The sequence below is a fragment of the Flavobacterium sp. K77 genome (assembly GCF_021608205.1).
Classification (GTDB): domain Bacteria; phylum Bacteroidota; class Bacteroidia; order Flavobacteriales; family Flavobacteriaceae; genus Flavobacterium; species Flavobacterium turcicum.
This window is the reverse complement of sequence record NZ_JAKIHO010000005.1, coordinates 67,791-84,438: the sequence shown is the minus strand read 5'-3', so window position 1 is coordinate 84,438 and position 16,648 is coordinate 67,791. Positions and strand designations below refer to the sequence as shown.

Annotated in this window: 14 protein-coding genes; 9 read left to right on the top strand and 5 right to left on the bottom strand. The window is 36.5% G+C overall.

Going from position 1 to position 16,648, the window contains the following annotated elements; translation table 11 throughout:
* Positions 1 to 62: 62 nt before the first annotated feature.
* The 3 genes from L1S34_RS10425 to L1S34_RS10415 all read right to left on the bottom strand — a co-directional run bounded on the left by L1S34_RS10425 (position 63) and on the right by L1S34_RS10415 (position 2,618).
* Positions 63 to 686 (bottom strand): bifunctional nuclease family protein, encoded by a 624-nt coding sequence (locus L1S34_RS10425; protein ID WP_166136035.1) that lies wholly within the window; start codon positions 684 to 686, stop codon positions 63 to 65.
* A gap of 146 nt (positions 687 to 832) precedes the next feature.
* Positions 833 to 1,798: an electron transfer flavoprotein subunit alpha/FixB family protein gene (locus L1S34_RS10420; protein WP_236363974.1), complete on the bottom strand. Its 966-nt coding sequence runs from the start codon at positions 1,796 to 1,798 to the stop codon at positions 833 to 835.
* A 73-nt stretch (positions 1,799 to 1,871) separates the two neighbouring features.
* Positions 1,872 to 2,618: an electron transfer flavoprotein subunit beta/FixA family protein gene (locus tag L1S34_RS10415; protein WP_236363973.1), complete on the bottom strand. Its 747-nt coding sequence runs from the start codon at positions 2,616 to 2,618 to the stop codon at positions 1,872 to 1,874.
* Between the two features lie 289 nt (positions 2,619 to 2,907).
* Between L1S34_RS10415 and L1S34_RS10410 the strand changes: the two genes are divergently transcribed.
* From L1S34_RS10410 to L1S34_RS10380, 7 genes are all read left to right on the top strand, one after another.
* Positions 2,908 to 3,888, top strand: a complete 981-nt coding sequence (locus tag L1S34_RS10410) for a pyruvate dehydrogenase complex E1 component subunit beta (RefSeq protein WP_166136045.1) — start codon at positions 2,908 to 2,910, stop codon at positions 3,886 to 3,888.
* A gap of 133 nt (positions 3,889 to 4,021) precedes the next feature.
* Complete coding sequence (locus L1S34_RS10405; protein ID WP_236363972.1) at positions 4,022 to 6,505, top strand: DUF5686 and carboxypeptidase-like regulatory domain-containing protein; 2,484 nt, start codon at positions 4,022 to 4,024, stop codon at positions 6,503 to 6,505.
* Between the two features lie 93 nt (positions 6,506 to 6,598).
* Positions 6,599 to 7,207, top strand: coding sequence for a DNA-3-methyladenine glycosylase family protein (locus L1S34_RS10400; RefSeq protein ID WP_236363971.1), 609 nt, complete (start codon positions 6,599 to 6,601; stop codon positions 7,205 to 7,207).
* 100 nt (positions 7,208 to 7,307) lie between these two features.
* On the top strand, positions 7,308 to 7,838 hold the full coding sequence (locus L1S34_RS10395; protein WP_236363970.1) for an inorganic diphosphatase: 531 nt from the start codon (positions 7,308 to 7,310) through the stop codon (positions 7,836 to 7,838).
* A gap of 110 nt (positions 7,839 to 7,948) precedes the next feature.
* Positions 7,949 to 10,495, top strand: coding sequence for a sodium-translocating pyrophosphatase (locus L1S34_RS10390; RefSeq protein ID WP_236363969.1), 2,547 nt, complete (start codon positions 7,949 to 7,951; stop codon positions 10,493 to 10,495).
* Between the two features lie 193 nt (positions 10,496 to 10,688).
* Positions 10,689 to 11,156: a Dps family protein gene (locus tag L1S34_RS10385; protein ID WP_166136057.1), complete on the top strand. Its 468-nt coding sequence runs from the start codon at positions 10,689 to 10,691 to the stop codon at positions 11,154 to 11,156.
* A gap of 31 nt (positions 11,157 to 11,187) precedes the next feature.
* The gene (locus L1S34_RS10380; RefSeq protein WP_166136060.1) at positions 11,188 to 11,379 is read left to right on the top strand and encodes a CsbD family protein; all 192 of its coding nucleotides are present in this window, start codon (positions 11,188 to 11,190) and stop codon (positions 11,377 to 11,379) included.
* A gap of 68 nt (positions 11,380 to 11,447) precedes the next feature.
* Here the strand turns inward: L1S34_RS10380 and L1S34_RS10375 are convergent, their stop codons facing one another.
* Positions 11,448 to 12,062 (bottom strand): deoxynucleoside kinase, encoded by a 615-nt coding sequence (locus tag L1S34_RS10375; RefSeq protein WP_210790844.1) that lies wholly within the window; start codon positions 12,060 to 12,062, stop codon positions 11,448 to 11,450.
* The gene (locus tag L1S34_RS10370; protein WP_236363968.1) at positions 12,062 to 12,853 is read right to left on the bottom strand and encodes a hypothetical protein; all 792 of its coding nucleotides are present in this window, start codon (positions 12,851 to 12,853) and stop codon (positions 12,062 to 12,064) included. The genes L1S34_RS10375 and L1S34_RS10370 overlap by 1 nt, the downstream gene beginning before the upstream one ends.
* A gap of 114 nt (positions 12,854 to 12,967) precedes the next feature.
* On the opposite strand from L1S34_RS10370, the gene L1S34_RS10365 reads away from it, so the two are divergent.
* Positions 12,968 to 13,861, top strand: coding sequence for a GLPGLI family protein (locus tag L1S34_RS10365; RefSeq protein ID WP_236363967.1), 894 nt, complete (start codon positions 12,968 to 12,970; stop codon positions 13,859 to 13,861).
* 30 nt (positions 13,862 to 13,891) lie between these two features.
* On the top strand, positions 13,892 to 16,642 hold the full coding sequence (locus L1S34_RS10360) for a carboxypeptidase regulatory-like domain-containing protein (protein WP_236363966.1): 2,751 nt from the start codon (positions 13,892 to 13,894) through the stop codon (positions 16,640 to 16,642).
* Positions 16,643 to 16,648 lie beyond the last annotated feature (6 nt).

The following is a 16,648-nucleotide window of genomic DNA, read 5'->3' as shown; positions in this document are numbered from 1 at the left end:
AACCTAAACTTACTAATCGGTATAGGTGTCTTCATTTAAGGTATTTTAAAACGTTGGTAAATTTAACGTTTGGATATTTCGTCTCTTATTTTGGCTGCTTTTTCATAATTTTCATCAGAAACTGCTTGCTCTAAAAGTTCATTCAGTTCTTGAATACTGTGTTTTGAGTACGTTTCGCCTGCAGTATTACTTTCTTCAGTATGTCCAAATGTTTCAGGGTTCGATAATACTTCGTCTAAATCCTGCGGGTCTTTAGTCCCGTCATTTGGATTCGTTTTTAAGTGGATACCTGCTTTATCTAAAATGTTTTTGTACGTAAAAATAGGTGCTTTGAATCGGAGAGCCAATGCGATTGCATCCGAAGTACGCGCATCAATAATTTCTTCAATTTTATCTCTTTCGCAAATGATACTCGAGTAAAAAACACCATCAACCAATTTATGAATGATTACTTGTTTTACCACTATATCAAATCGCTCTGCAAAATTTTTAAACAAATCGTGTGTCAAAGGGCGCGGTGGTTTGATCTCTTTTTCTAAAGCAATGGCGATAGATTGGGCTTCGAAAGCACCGATAACAATAGGTAATTTTCGTTCTCCATCAACCTCATTTAAGATCAATGCGTACGCTCCGTTTTGGGTTTGGCTGTATGAAATTCCTTTAATCGATAATTTAACTAAACTCATATTTGTGGGTCTGGAAAAGTACGAGTACTTCTTTTTAATAAATTTCCGAGTTCATTTCTGTAAAAACAAAAATGCTACTCAAAAGCAAAGATACAAATATCTTGTTTTAAGTAGCATTAAAATGAATGTATGATTGTGGAATCTTTTTAATTCTGCGCTTTGAAAGCTTTGAATTTTTCAATCAATTGTGGTACAATTTCGAAAGCATCACCTACGATTCCGTAGTCTGCCACTTTAAAGAAAGGAGCTTCTGGATCGCTATTGATTACTACTTTTACTTTTGAAGAGTTGATTCCTGCAATGTGCTGAATAGCTCCTGAAATCCCGATAGCAATGTATAAATTGGTTGCAACTGGTTTTCCGGTTTGTCCTACGTGTTCACCGTGAGGTCTCCATCCTAAGTCAGAAACTGGTTTAGAACAAGCAGTTGCTGCTCCTAAAGTTGTAGCTAATTCTTCTACCATGCCCCAGTTTTCAGGACCTTTTAATCCTCTACCAGCTGAAACTACGATGTCTGCATCGGCAATTGAAACTTTTCCAGATGCTTTTTCTACTGATTCTACTTTTACACCAAAGTCGTTATCTCCTATTGTAGGATTGAAGTCTTCTTGAGTTAAAGCAACAGATGATTCGTAGATTCCGTATGAGTTTTTAGCCAAGCCAATCACTTTTACATCTGTACTGATTTCTGTAATGTTGAATGCTTTGTTTGAAAAAGCAGTTCTCTTTACTTGAAATGGAGCTGTTGATATTGGTAAACCAACCACGTTTGAAGCATAGCCTGCCTCCAATGCTACTGCTACTAATGATGATAAGTAAATACTATCTGTTGTAGATGATAAAAGTACCAATTTTGCATTTTCTTGTGCAGCAGCTTGTTTGATTACATCAGCATAAGCTTTAGCAGTAAATCCTGCAAGTTTGTCATTGGTTACTTTTAATACTTTATCTACTCCGTATTGCGCTAATTCTGATACATCACCAGCATTGATAGTAACAGCAGTTACGGTTGTACCAAGAGACTCAGCTACTTTTTTTGCGTATGAAGCAAGCTCAAAAGCTACTTTTTTAAATTTTCCTTCTGCGTATTCCGCGTATATTAATATTGACATACTATTTTTGTTTAAAGTTTAAAGTTTGAAGTTTAAAGTTGAGCAACTGTAAACTGTGACTGTAAACTGATTACTAGATTACTTTTGCTTCGTTGTGTAATAAGTTGATTAACTCATCTAAATTATCTGCAGCTACTAATTTCACTGCTGATTTAGGAGCTGGTTTTTCAAATTTAACAGCTGTAGTGTTTACGCTAGCGTCAACTGGCTCAAGGATAGTTAAAGCTTTAGTACGAGCTGTCATAATTCCTCTCATGTTAGGAATACGTAGGTCTTTTTCTTCAACCAAACCTTTTTGTCCACCAATAATTAATGGTAGGCTAGTGGCTACTGTTTCTTTTCCTCCGTCAATTTCACGAACAGCTTTTACACCTGTTCCTTCAACTGTAAGGCTAACGCAAGAGTTCAAGAAGTTGTATCCTAAAATTCCAGCGATCATTCCTGGTACCATTCCGCCGTTGTAATCTAATGATTCTTTTCCGGCAATTACTAGGTCGTAAGCGCCGTTTTTAATTACTTCGGCTAATTGTTTTGCTACAAAAAATCCGTCAGTAGGAGTAGCGTTTACACGAATTGCTTCGTTTGCTCCTATTGCAAGTGCTTTACGTAAAGTAGGCTCAGTATCTGGACCACCCACGTTTACCACAGTTACATTAGCTCCTTGTTGTTCTTGAAACCAAATAGCACGTGTTAAACCAAATTCGTCATTTGGGTTAATTACATATTGAACACCGTTTGTGTCAAACTCTGAATCGCCATTGACAAAGTTAATTTTTGATGTAGTATCAGGCACGTGACTGATGCAAACTAATATTTTCATAAGTATGTATTTAAGTATTCTTAATTTCTTTTACAAATTTAAAATATAAATTCGAATAATATACTATGCGTGCATAATATTTTTTCAAATTTACATCGATTTCGTAGCCCGGATAGTAGCGGCATCCTTCCTGTGCTGCCTTTAGGCACAGGAAGATACAGCGGATAGCCGGAAAAAGCTCCTAGAAATTACCCCGTAAATCTTGAATTAATTTAGTTTATTTTATGCTTTTAAGTGATATAAAATATTTATTTTTGCTTTCGAAAATTAGACACATACAACATATAATATGAGAACGATACAATTTAGAGAGGCGATTTGCGAGGCGATGAGCGAAGAAATGCGTCACGACGAGTCGATTTACTTAATGGGCGAGGAAGTTGCTGAATATAATGGTGCTTACAAGGCGTCTAAAGGAATGCTTGCTGAGTTTGGTGAAAAAAGAGTAATTGATACTCCTATTGCTGAGTTAGGATTTTCAGGAATTGCAGTTGGATCAGCAATGAACGGCTGTAGACCAATTGTAGAATACATGACGTTTAACTTTTGTTTGGTAGGTATTGATCAAATTATCAATAACGCGGCAAAAATGCGTCAAATGAGTGGTGGGCAATTTAATGTGCCAATCGTTTTTCGTGGACCAACAGCTTCGGCAGGTCAACTAGGAGCGACACACTCTCAAGCTTTAGAAAACTGGTTTGCAAATACACCTGGATTAAAAGTAGTAGTTCCATCTACTGTTTATGATGCAAAAGGTTTGTTGAAAGCGGCTATTCGTGATAATGACCCAGTTATTTTTATGGAGTCAGAGCAAATGTATGGTGATAAAGGTGAAGTGCCAGATGGAGAATATGTAATTCCGTTGGGAGTTGCTGATATCAAACGTGAAGGTACTGATGTAACGATTGTTTCTTTTGGGAAAATTATCAAAGAAGCTCATATTGCTGCTGATGAATTGGCTAAAGAAGGTATCTCTTGTGAAATTATTGATTTAAGAACGGTACGTCCGATGGATTACGAGACGATTTTAACTTCGGTTAAAAAAACAAATCGTTTGGTAGTTCTTGAAGAGGCTTGGCCTTTTGCAAGTGTTGCTTCTGAAATTACATACATTGTTCAAGAGCGTGCATTTGATTTCTTAGATGCTCCAATTCAGCGTATCACAACTGCAGATACTCCTGCGCCTTATTCTCCAGTTTTGTTGAAAGAGTGGTTGCCTAATGCTGCAGATGTTGTGAAAGCAGTTAAAAAAGTTATGTACAAAAAATAAGCTATTACTAACGGGATTTGCCTATAAACTTTAACATGGCTTTGGGTAATGTCTTCGCTGCTAAAGGCTTAAATTAACTATATTTGAAACTTCATCAATTGTTTAAGTTGGTGAAGTTTTTTTTTGATTGAGTATGAAAAAGATTTTTTTGTTGGTATTGGTTTTTATGGCTTTTACAGCCGTGTCTTGGTCGCAAACCAAAGTGAGTGGTGTGGTGGTTGATAAGCAAAATCAACCTATTCCGTTTGCGAATGTAGTTTTTAAAGGCTCAAGTGAAGGTATCGTAACGAACGAAGATGGGAAGTTTTACTTAGAGTCGGCATCGAATTATTCTGTAATTGTGATTTCGTCGGTGGGATTTTCTGAGAAAGAAATAACACTGGAAAAAGCAGTTACGTACAATTTCGTTATTCAACTTAAAGAAGCCGAAAGTTTGAACGAAGTGGTTGTTTTTACTGGTAAAACCTCAAAAAAGAACAATCCAGCGCTTGATATTTTACGCAAAATTTGGGAACGCAAACGCAAGAATGGTTTATATCAATTTGATCAGTACCAAATGGAGAAGTACGAAAAAGTAGAATTTGACATGAATTCTATTGATAGTGCTTTCATGAAAAGTAAAATTTTCAAAGGCATGGAGTTTATCTTTAACCAAGTAGATACTTCTCGCGTTACAGGTAAAACCTATCTTCCTATTTTTATAAACGAGTCATTGGCTGATGTGTACGGTGACAACACTCTCAAAAAAGTCAAAGAAAAAATGAAGGCTAATAAAACGTCTGGTTTTAATGGCAATCAGCAAATTTTGTCTTTCGTTAAGGATTTGTATTCTGATTATAATATTTACAACAACTACCTTACTTTTTTTGATAAAAGTTTTACAAGTCCACTTTCACGCACGGGTATTGATGTGTACAACTATGTCCTAAAAGACAGTGCGTACATTGACAAAAAATGGTGTTTTAATATTGTTTTTTACCCGCGTCGTAAAAACGAACTTACTTTTAAAGGTGATTTTTGGGTAAACGATTCTACTTACGCCATCAAAAAAATCAATATGGCAGTTACCAAAAGCGCCAACATCAACTGGGTAAAAGATATTTATTTGGAGCAAGAGTTTGAAGTAGTGAGCGACTCGGTTTTTTTGCTCACTAAGGATTATTTGATGTCGGACTTTGCGCTCAACAAAAAAGAAAATTCCAAAGGGGTTTATGGCAAACGAACCACCTATTTCAGGAACCATCAATTCAATAAACAATTGCCCCAAACTTTCTATAAAGATGAGGTCAATTATCGGGATGACGAAGTTTATAGCAAATCCGATGAATATTGGGATGAAAACCGCTTCGAGAATTTAAGTAAAGATGAGTTGGGTGTTTATAAAATGCTCGACACTTTGCAAACCGTCAAGAAATTTAAACGACTCTATAGCTTAGTCTCCATATTAGGTAGCGGCTATGTCGAGTTCAAGAACTTTGATTTTGGTCCCGTATTTTCTAGTTTCGGGTACAATGAAGTCGAAGGCGTGCGCTTGCGTGCTGGTGGTCGAACGTATTTTGGTCCTAACGATCCATGGCGCTTGCAGGCGTATACTGCCTATGGTTTTGATGATAACAAAGTAAAATACGGTTTATCAGGAAAATGGATGGTCGACAAAAAAAATCGTTTGATTATATCGGGTGGTAATCGTCGCGATATTGAACAAATAGGCGCCAGTTTAACCACAACCAATGATGTTTTGGGTAGGAGCTTTGCGTCATCGGCCGTTTTCTCTTCAGGAAGTAATGGTAAGTTGACCAATATTAACTTGACGAACCTAGCTGTAGAGATGGAGCCGGTCAAGAATTTAGTTTTTCAAGCAGGTGTTTCGTATCGCACATTAGAGTCGGCTTCGCCAACTTTTAGTTTGGATTATTTTACAGATGCTGCCAACCAAATTACCAAAAGTGATGTCAAACAATCCGAAGCCAATCTTCAAATTGAGTTTTCACCTAAACGAAAAACTATAGGATTTGGGGTAGAACGCGATGTAGTTGATAGTCCATACAGTCGTTTCTTTATTAATTACAGCCATGGTTTCAAAGGTTTATTGGATAGCGATTTTCAATATGATAAATTGCAATTGTACTTTAAACAGCCTATTGTGATTGGGCCTTTGGGACGCACCAATTTAATTATGGAAGTCGGTAAAACTTTTGGTAAAGTGCCACTCGGCTTACTCAGTGTAATTCCAGGAAACCAAACCTATTTCACCATCGAAAATACTTTTAGCAACCTTAATTTTTACGAGTTTGTTTCAGATGAATACATGACTTTGCAGTGGAATCACAACTTTAACGGACGTATTTTTGCCAGAATTCCGTTCATGCGAAAACTCAATTGGAGAGAAATCATTGCAGTTCGCGGAGTTTACGGTTCGGTTTCTGAACAAAACAGAGCGATCAATGCTTCGGGCTTGGTCTACAACGCTCCAGAACGAGGCTATTGGGAATATAGTGCTGGAATCGGAAATATCTTCAAGGTATTCCGCATCGATTTTGCATGGCGAGGCAATTATCTCAACACGCCAGATACCAACCGATTTACAATTAAGGGTGCTTTCGGTTTTAACTTTTAGGAGCTAATCCGGCTGTACATTATATCTTTTTTGTGGGCAAAAAAAGCCCACAAAAAAGGATGCCATTTCCATCCGGGCTAGAACGCGAGTACAATGAAAACAGCATTTGAATTTTTAGCACAAAAAGATCCTATTTTTCAATCCATAATTAATAAATATGGTTTGCCTGAACGGCCATCAAGACCTCAAGGTTTTGAGACTTTGGTATTATTGTTACTAGAGCAACAAGTTTCAATTGCATCTGCCAAAGCTACTTTTTTGCGCCTGCGCGAACACGTGGGGCAATTTCAACCTAGTATTTTAATTGCCATTGCTGAGGAGCAATACCGCGCTTTGGGCGTAAGCCGACAAAAAGCCAGTTACATCAAGGCTTTGGCTACAGCCATTGAAAACCAAGAATTACAACTCGAAACCTTACCTCACAAAAGTGCGGAGCAAGTACGCCGCGAATTACTTAAAATAAAAGGAATTGGTAATTGGACCATTGATATTTATTTAATGTTTTGCCTGCAAGCCCCAGATTTATTGCCTTTAGGTGATATTGCCGTAGTGCGAACCATTCAAGAATTATGGCAATTGGAGGGCAAGGAACAAATGACAGAATTGGCTATGCAATGGAGTCCGTATCGCTCTTTTGCTACCTATTTGCTCTGGCATTACTACCTAAACAAGCGCAACCGAACAATTACCTATCAGTATTAAATTTTTTATGCGTTTAATTTACAGTTAGCTAGGTTTTTTTATTGCAAAAACGCAGCGTTTGATTACTTTTGCACCATAATTTATAGATAAGAAAAATAAAATGACTGCAGACAAAGTAACGACTTTCGATGTTTTAATCGAAATACCAAGAGGAAGTAGAAATAAATACGAATATGATTTCGAAATAAAAAGAATGCGTTTTGATAGAATGTTGTTCTCTTCAATGATGTATCCTGCTGATTACGGATTTATTCCTGAAACTTTAGCATTAGATGGTGACCCATTGGATGTATTAGTTTTGGTAAACGAACCAACTTTTCCTGGTTGCGTAATGGAAGTAAAGCCAATTGGAGTTTTTCATATGGCGGATGACAAAGGACCAGACGAAAAAGTAATTTGTGTACCGGTTTCTGATCCAATCTGGAATTCATTAGAAAATCTTTCTGACATTAATCCTCACTTATTAAAAGAAATCGAGCACTTCTTTCAAGTGTACAAAGATCTTGAAAACAAAAAAGTAGATGTTGAAGGTTGGGGAGATGTAGATGAAGCCTACGCAATCATCAAAGAATGTACAGAACGCTTTAATGCTATCGAAAACAAGCCAGAAGGTTTATTTAGTATTAAGTAATAATTTAGCATAATAATTGTAAAAAAAGCAATATTCCGTCTGGAGTATTGCTTTTTTGCTTAAATTCGTTTGGTTACACCATAATTATTAACTAAAACCAAACCAGAATTATGAATACAATTATGATTTACTTGCCAATTGCCATGGCATTTATTGGACTGGCGTTTATGATTACAAAAAGAGCATGGGTTTTAAAACAAGACCCCGGCGACGGTAAGATGAAGGAGATTTCAGATTACATTTACGAAGGTGCTTTGGCTTTTCTCAAAGCAGAATATCGCTTACTTAGTTTTTTTGTTCTAGGAGCCAGTATTGTTTTGGCAGGTATTTCGTTTGTTGTTCCTACTACGCACATCTTAATTGTAGTAGCTTTTATTTTTGGTGCTTTTTTCTCAGCCCTAGCGGGAAATATGGGAATGAAAATAGCAACCAAAACCAATGTTAGAACCACGCAGGCCGCGCGTACAAGTTTGCCGCAAGCTTTAAAAGTTTCTTTTGGTGGTGGAACTGTAATGGGACTTGGTGTTGCAGGTCTTGCAGTTTTAGGTTTGACTACCTTTTTTATATTTTTCTTTCACTTTTTTATGAATGGCGTTTGGACTACGACCGAAGAAATGACTATTGTTTTAGAAACTTTAGCAGGATTTTCTCTTGGAGCAGAATCGATTGCGTTGTTTGCCCGTGTTGGTGGCGGAATCTACACAAAGGCGGCCGATGTAGGTGCTGATTTAGTAGGGAAGGTAGAAGCTGGGATCCCAGAAGATGATCCTCGAAATCCAGCTACAATTGCAGATAACGTAGGAGACAATGTAGGAGATGTTGCTGGTATGGGTGCTGATTTATTTGGCTCTTATGTAGCCACGGTTTTGGCAGCAATGGTTCTTGGTAACTATGTGATTAAAGATATGGGCGGAAGTATTCAAGATGCTTTCGGAGGTATTGGACCCATTTTATTACCAATGGCAATTGCTGGTTTTGGAATTTTATTTTCGATAATCGGAACGATGTTAGTGAAAATCACCGATGACAATGCCAAAGAAGCACAAGTACAAAAGGCTTTGAATATTGGAAATTGGGTTTCGATAGGTTTGACTTTAGTAGCTTGTTACTTTCTCGTAAAATACATGTTACCTGAAACCATGAAAATGGATTTCTTTGGAGAAGGAACAAAAGAAATTTCATCTATGCGTGTTTTTTACGCAACAATTGTTGGTCTAGTTGTAGGTGCGGTTATTTCATCGGTTACGGAATATTATACGGGCTTAGGTACAAAACCAGTAATGGCTATTGTACAAAAATCAAGTACGGGAGCGGGTACCAATGTAATTGCTGGATTAGCAACCGGAATGATTTCAACTTTCCCAACGGTTTTATTATTTGCGGCAGCGATTTGGACTTCCTATGCTTTAGCAGGATTTTATGGCGTGGCTTTGGCGGCATCAGCAATGATGGCAACCACAGCGATGCAATTAGCAATCGATGCTTTCGGTCCTATATCTGATAATGCGGGTGGAATTGCAGAAATGAGCGAATTGCCTAAGGAAGTACGTACCAGAACCGACATTTTAGATTCAGTAGGGAACACAACAGCAGCAACTGGGAAAGGATTTGCTATTGCTTCGGCAGCATTGACTTCACTGGCTTTGTTCGCTGCGTATGTAACTTTTACAGGCATCGACGGAATCAATATTTTTAAAGCGCCAGTATTGGCTATGTTATTTGTTGGCGGAATGATTCCTGTAGTGTTCTCGGCGCTAGCCATGAATTCAGTTGGAAAAGCTGCTATGGATATGGTGTATGAAGTACGTCGTCAGTTTAGAGAAATCCCTGGAATTATGGAAGGAACTGCAAAACCAGAATATGCAAAATGCGTTGATATTTCGACAAAGGCCGCTTTGCGCGAAATGATGTTGCCAGGAATTTTGACGATTGGTTTCCCAATTGCGATTGTTTTACTTGGCAAATTAGTTTATGCGGATAACAACCAACTCATCGCCGAAATGCTAGGTGGTTACATGGCTGGAGTTACGGTTTCTGGTGTGTTGTGGGCCGTTTTCCAAAACAATGCTGGAGGTGCTTGGGATAATGCCAAAAAGTCATTTGAAGCGGGTGTGATGATTAATGGCGAAATGACTTATAAAGGATCTGATGCGCACAAAGCAGCGGTTACCGGTGATACTGTTGGTGATCCTTTCAAAGATACTTCTGGACCTTCTATGAATATTTTGATCAAATTGACTTGTTTAATAGGTTTGGTGATTGCTCCAATTTTAGGAAATGGTCATTCCGATAGTGCAGCGGCTTCTTGTTGTGCTAAAATGAATACAACAGAAATGGTTTGCAGAATGGGCAAATGCGATCCCGAAAAAATGGCGAACATGACCAAAGACGAATGTGCAGCCATGTGTAAAATGAATGGTTGCTCAGAAGAATGTACTCAAAAATGCTTGTCAATGTATGATGCAGCTGGAAAGTACATCGGCGGTGGTACGAAAACAGTTTCAATGACGTCATCAAAAGATTTGCGCATAGAGCTATCTGATGAAAACGGAAAAACTAAAGCTACGGTCACAATGACCGAGAATGGTAAAACGACAAAACAAACTTTTGAAGGCACCGATGCCGAGGTGCAAGCCAAAATCGATTCTTTAAAATAAAAGAAATACCATTAAATAAAAAAATGCCTTTCCATCGAAAGGCATTTTTTGCATAATAGAAGTACTGTTTTTAAGTCCTAATTGCTAAATCCTTTAATTGTGTAACAATCCTAAAAAATGGTGTAATGCATTTTTTGAAGTACCGCTCTATCTTTGTAAAAGACTTGTAAGTCAACTAAAAAAAACGTGTATTATGGAACCAAAAATCGGAATTACAAAAAAAGAATTAGACGAAAGCATCTCTTATCTAACTACTATATTGGCCAATCAGATGGTGCTTTATACCAAAACAAGACAATTTCACTGGAACGTTTCTGGAAACAGTTTCATGGAATTACACAAACTTTTTGAAGCGCAATATACTGCTCTTGAACAAGAAATTGATGCAACTGCAGAACGTATCAGTAAACTAGGAGGCAGAGCAATCGGAACGATGAAAGAGTTTATTGAGCAATCTGTTCTTAAAGAAAATAGTACTGATTTGCAGCAAAAAGACATGCTTAAAGAATTGCTAATTGATCATGAAACCGTATTGAAACAATTGCGAAAATTCATCAAAAGTCTTGATGAAACGGATGATTTTGGTACTGCTGATTTTGTAATAGGTCTTTTGCAAAAGCACGAAGATAAATCTTGGATGTTGCGCAAGTACATTAACTAGAACACTATTATTAATTCAAAACTATAACACTATGAACACTACAGAGCTAAAAGGAAATTGGAACGAGTTAAAAGGAAAATTAAAACAAAAATACGCTGATCTTACAGATGACGACTTGTTGTACGAAGAAGGTAAAGAAGACGAATTGTTTGGCCGTTTGCAACAAAAAATTGGGCAAACCAAAGAGCAAATTACCAAATGGTACAATGAAGAACTAAAGTAAAAATAAAAAATTGGTTTGGTTTGGTTGACAAAGCGCCGCTTCTTGAATTAGAAGCGGCGCTTTTATTTTTAGAATAACCCGTTTAATTCTGCATCAATGCGGTTGAAGATGTTTCCTAAATCTTCGGGATTGTCTACAAAGTTAATGTTGTCTACATCAATAATTAATAATTTTCCTTTATCATACGTTTGAATCCAGCCTTCGTAGCGTTCGTTCAAGCGACTCAAATATTCTATAGAAATTGAATTTTCGTATTCACGACCTCGTTTGTGAATTTGTCCCACTAAATTTGGAATGGAGCTACGCAAATAGATCAATAAATCAGGCGCCTTTACCGTTGATTCCATCAATTCAAATAAAGAAGTATAGTTTTGAAAATCACGATTGGTCATCAAACCCATGGCATATAAATTGGGTGCAAAAATGTGAGCATCCTCATAAATGGTTCTGTCCTGAATAATTTTTTTACCGCTTTCGCGAATTTGCATCACTTGACGAAAACGACTGTTCAAGAAATAGATTTGTAAATTAAACGACCAACGTTCCATTTGATGGTAAAAATCATCTAAGTACGGATTGTCAACTACATCTTCAAAATGAGGTTCCCACTTAAATTGTTTGGCCAGTAAGCGCGTTAAAGTTGTTTTTCCTGAGCCTATATTTCCTGCTATTGCTATGTGCATTACGGTATTATGATTTTATAATTGCTAATTCCTGATGGTGTAAAAATAGATAAAATTTGGTCCTTGTAATATATTTTTACAAACGTTTTTTCAGAAATTTCAAGGGTTGTATTTTGCTGTTTTTTTAAATCAGTAAATATTACTTTTCCATCTTTGGCATAAATATATTGGTTAGAATTTATTAGCGCGAGATAATCAAAGTCAGGTATGATTCCTATTGATGTAACGGCTCCAAACAAATCACAACTGAACCAATTATTTTTGGTGTCCAGCCAATAAAAAGTATTAAAGTCCGAGCTGTAAAATTTTATACGATCCACAAATGGCACCGCGAGTGTTTTAAAAGTGTTTTTTAAATAATCAAACAAGCCCAATTGCTGCGTATTGCTATCAAAAACCCAAAGCTGATTTTGTGCTGCAAGACCCGCAGCAGTTGTTACAATAGGGAAGACGTTTTCGGAGAAGTTAATTTTTTGAGTTTCATTCAACTGATTGTCTAAAGTAACAACCGTATTGAAGTCTTCGTAAAACAGTACTAATTTCAATGGATTTTGCAAATCGACATCACTAATTTTTCCGAGTGCAATATTGCTGTAATTGTAATATTCAGCTTTCTTTTTTTTAGAAAGCACATTGTTTTTTATGTAATATAGGTAACCTAGAGAATCGTATCCTAGAAATTCATCAGCATCCAATTCAACAGTGTTCAATTTGGTGATTGTTGGATTTTGATTTTGGCAAAAACCAATTGTAGCCCAGCAAAATAGGATCAAAAAAACTAATTTTTTCATAAAGGTAAAAGTACGATTAAACCAAAGTTGGTATTAATTGTCTTAGTATTTATTTAACATTATCATTGTAACAAAAATAGTATTTTTCACTCTTATCTATTAAAAACCATCAAAATGCAAAAATTAATTTACACTGTAGTAATCGCTATCGCCTCTTTCTTGGGGTTGCAAGCGCAGGAGTTTCAAGGAATGGCTGTGTACGAGAGTAAAACCAGCACTTCAGAAATGAAGACTCGTTTGGAAGGCAACAAAAATATGACGCCTGATATGCAAAAAATGATTGAAGAACGCATGAAAAAAATGTTCGAGAAAACATTTATTCTCAATTTTAACAAGACGGCTTCTATTTATAAAGAAGAAGAAAAACTTGAGGCTTCGGCTCAAGGTGGTGGTTTTCGTATGATGTCAAGTTTTGCCGGTGGTGGCGGAACGTATTACAAAAACGTAAAAGACAAACAATACAGCAACGACAAAGAATTCATGGGAAAAGAATTTATGGTGAAAGATTCCTTAACTAGTTTGAATTGGAAAATGGAGGCAGAAACTCGTGTGATTGGTGGCTATACTTGTTACAAAGCAACCGCTATCAAAAAACCAAGTGCTACTGATTTTAGAAACATGCGTCCTCGTAAAGATGATGGTGAAAAGAAAGAAGGAGCAAAACCTACTGAGGAGAAAAAAACCAATTTCTTGGATGCCGTTGAGGTACCAAAAGAAATTGTGGTTACCGCTTGGTATACTCCCGAAATTCCAGTGAGCCAAGGACCTGAGGGTTATTGGGGTTTGCCAGGATTAATCTTGGAGGTTAATGACGGACGCACCACTATTTTGTGTTCAAAAGTAGTTTTAAACCCTAAAGATAAAGTAGAGATTAAAGCCATTACCAAAGGAAAAGTAGTTTCTCAAAAGGAGTATGACGATGCTGTGATGAAAAAAATGGAAGAGTGGAGAGAGATGAATCAAGGTCGTGGAGGAAATGGCGGCATGCAAATACGCTTCGGAAATTAATACCAACCCAATAGTTACAACCATTTTACAATGAGAAAAATTTTAGTATTTATCGCTCTAATTGCGGTCTCCATTTCTTATGCCCAAAACATAAAGTTAGAAGGTTTGGTGCAAGATAAACAAAATATACCTTTAGAAATGGCCAACGTAATGGCCGTGAATCAAACTACCAAAGCAATGGATGCTTATGCCATTACAACCGATAAAGGCAAGTTTATTTTAAACTTAAAAGCTAACACGACTTATGTTTTAAAACTAAGTTATCTGGGTATGCAAAATAAGGAAGTCACCATTGCTACACTTGCTCAAAATATGGTGCAAAATATCACCATGGAATCGGGTGGCATCGAACTTGATGGTGTAGAAATTGTCCGCGAAATGCCAGTTTCTATAAAAGGGGATACTATTGTGTACAATACTGATTCGTTTAAAACCGGAGAAGAACGTAAGCTAGAAGACGTTTTTAAAAAATTACCAGGTTTTGAAGTAACGGGTGACGGTCAAGTGCAAGTAGAGGGAAAAAAAGTGACCAAACTTTTTGTAGACGGAAAACCTTTTATGGAAGGGGACACGAAACTGGGTTCAAAAAATATTCCATCTGATGCAGTCGATAAAGTGCAAGTACTTCGTAATTTTAACGAGGTTTCGCAAATGAAAGGCCTTGAAAATAATAATGACGACATTGCTATTAATATCAAACTTAAAAAAGGTAAAGATAAATTTTGGTTTGGTGACGTAAGTGGCGGTTTGGCTAATGATAAAGGATATATTTTTAACCCAAAATTGTTTTATTATTCGCCAAAAACAAGCATCAACTCTATTGTAAACCTTAATAACATTGGCGAAGTTTCATTGACTTCGGCTGATTTTTTCAGAATAAATGGAGGAGCACGAAACACGATTGGTCGTAACGGTACTTCATTAACTCTTAATCGAAACTTTTTTGGTTTATCCGGTGGTGATAATGTGGCCAAAGCGAGTGATAAATTTGGGACTATCAACATCAATCATTCGGTTTCTAAAAAATGGACATTATCTGGGTTTGCGGCTTATTCAGCAACATTCAATCAGTCCATTACCAATTCAGAACGCGGTATTTTTGAACCGAACACCACCAATATTGCGACTTTAGAAAACAGAAAAAACAATACAGAATCTCGCAACAATGCTTTCATCTCTAAGTTTGGTTCAAAATACAAAGCCAATGAGAACTTTCAACTGGATTACGATGCTTTTTTTAGAAAAAACGATCAGCAAGATGTAGATAACAGTCAAACTAATTTCACCTCTACTTCTAACGGGAATACGATAACTAATAACAACACCGTAATTGCTTTTCAAAAACAAGCGCCAGCATCGTTCAATCAGAGTTTGAATATGTTTTATACTCAAAACCCAAAATCGACTTGGGTTTTAGAAATGCAACATCAATACGAGGATGAAGACCCTTTTTACAATCCGCAGCTTTCGGTAAATCCGTATCAAAATGCAAATTCAACAAACCCGAATGATCCAAGTGCAGTTTTTGTAAATGAAAATGCCTTGAACATACAGCAATCTCGTTTCGTAAAAACGAATAAACTTGATGCCAAAGTTGACTATTTTTATCAAATTTCGAATAAAAGTATCTTGAATGTAACTGCGGGAAATACGAATGCTTACCAATCGTACAATTCTAGTATTTTGCAAATTCTTCAAGATAATTCGGTGAATCCGGTTGAGCAAGCAGCTTATAATAATGATGTGCGTTACCTATTTAATGATGCTTTTATAGGTTTGCATTATAAGTTTATCAGAGGTAAGTTTACTTTTAATCCTGGTTTTTCTTTGCACCAATACAACACTTCAAACGAGCAATTTGCATCGCCATTCAAACTTAATTTCACTAGATTATTGCCTGATATGTTTGCACGTTGGGACTTGAAGAAGTCAGAAAATGTAACCTACAATTTCAACATGCGTAACGGCTTTAATGATGTAAATGCTTTGGTTGAAGGATTTATTTTTACCAATTTTAACAGCTTGTCACGAGGAAATGCGCAATTAGAAAATTCATTAGTGACAAGCCACCGTTTGAATTATTCAAAGTACAACTTGTATAATTTCACTACGATTTTTGCAAACATCAGTTATACAACTACCAAAGATCCAGTCGTTAATGGAGTTTCTTTCCAAAGTATTTATTCAACCTCTGACCGTTTGAATTTAGATGCTGAAAACGAAAATTTAAACGGAAATTTGTTTTACTCTAAAAGCTTCAAAAAGTATTACAAAGTTACTGCTGGAGCCAATGCAGGTTGGAATCGCAATTTTGTTTTAAACAGAAGAGTTCAAGGTGGAGTGACTCAAGAATTCATTCAAGGAATCGAAAATGTAAATCACTCTTACAACTTGGCTTTTGCAACGCAGTTCAAAAAATATCCAAACGTAGATTTGGGTTACCGCGTGAATTTTTCAGAGCAAGCAGCTAATAAATTCACCACACAAACTCCAACAGTAAAGTTGAATTATTATTTCTTGAATGGATTGAATGTTAATTGGGACTACGCCTTTAACCGATTTAAAAATGAAACTAATGGTGTATCAAACGATTTTAAAATCATGACTGCTAGTTTGAACTACATCAAAAAAGATGCAAAATTTGAATACCGCATTCAGGCGAATAACCTTTTAAACACCCGTTCAAGATTGAACAACTCATTTAGTGTAAATGGTTTTAACGCTAATGAAAATATCATCCTACCTCGATTTGTAACTTTCATAGTAAAGTACAATTTGTAAGCTTCA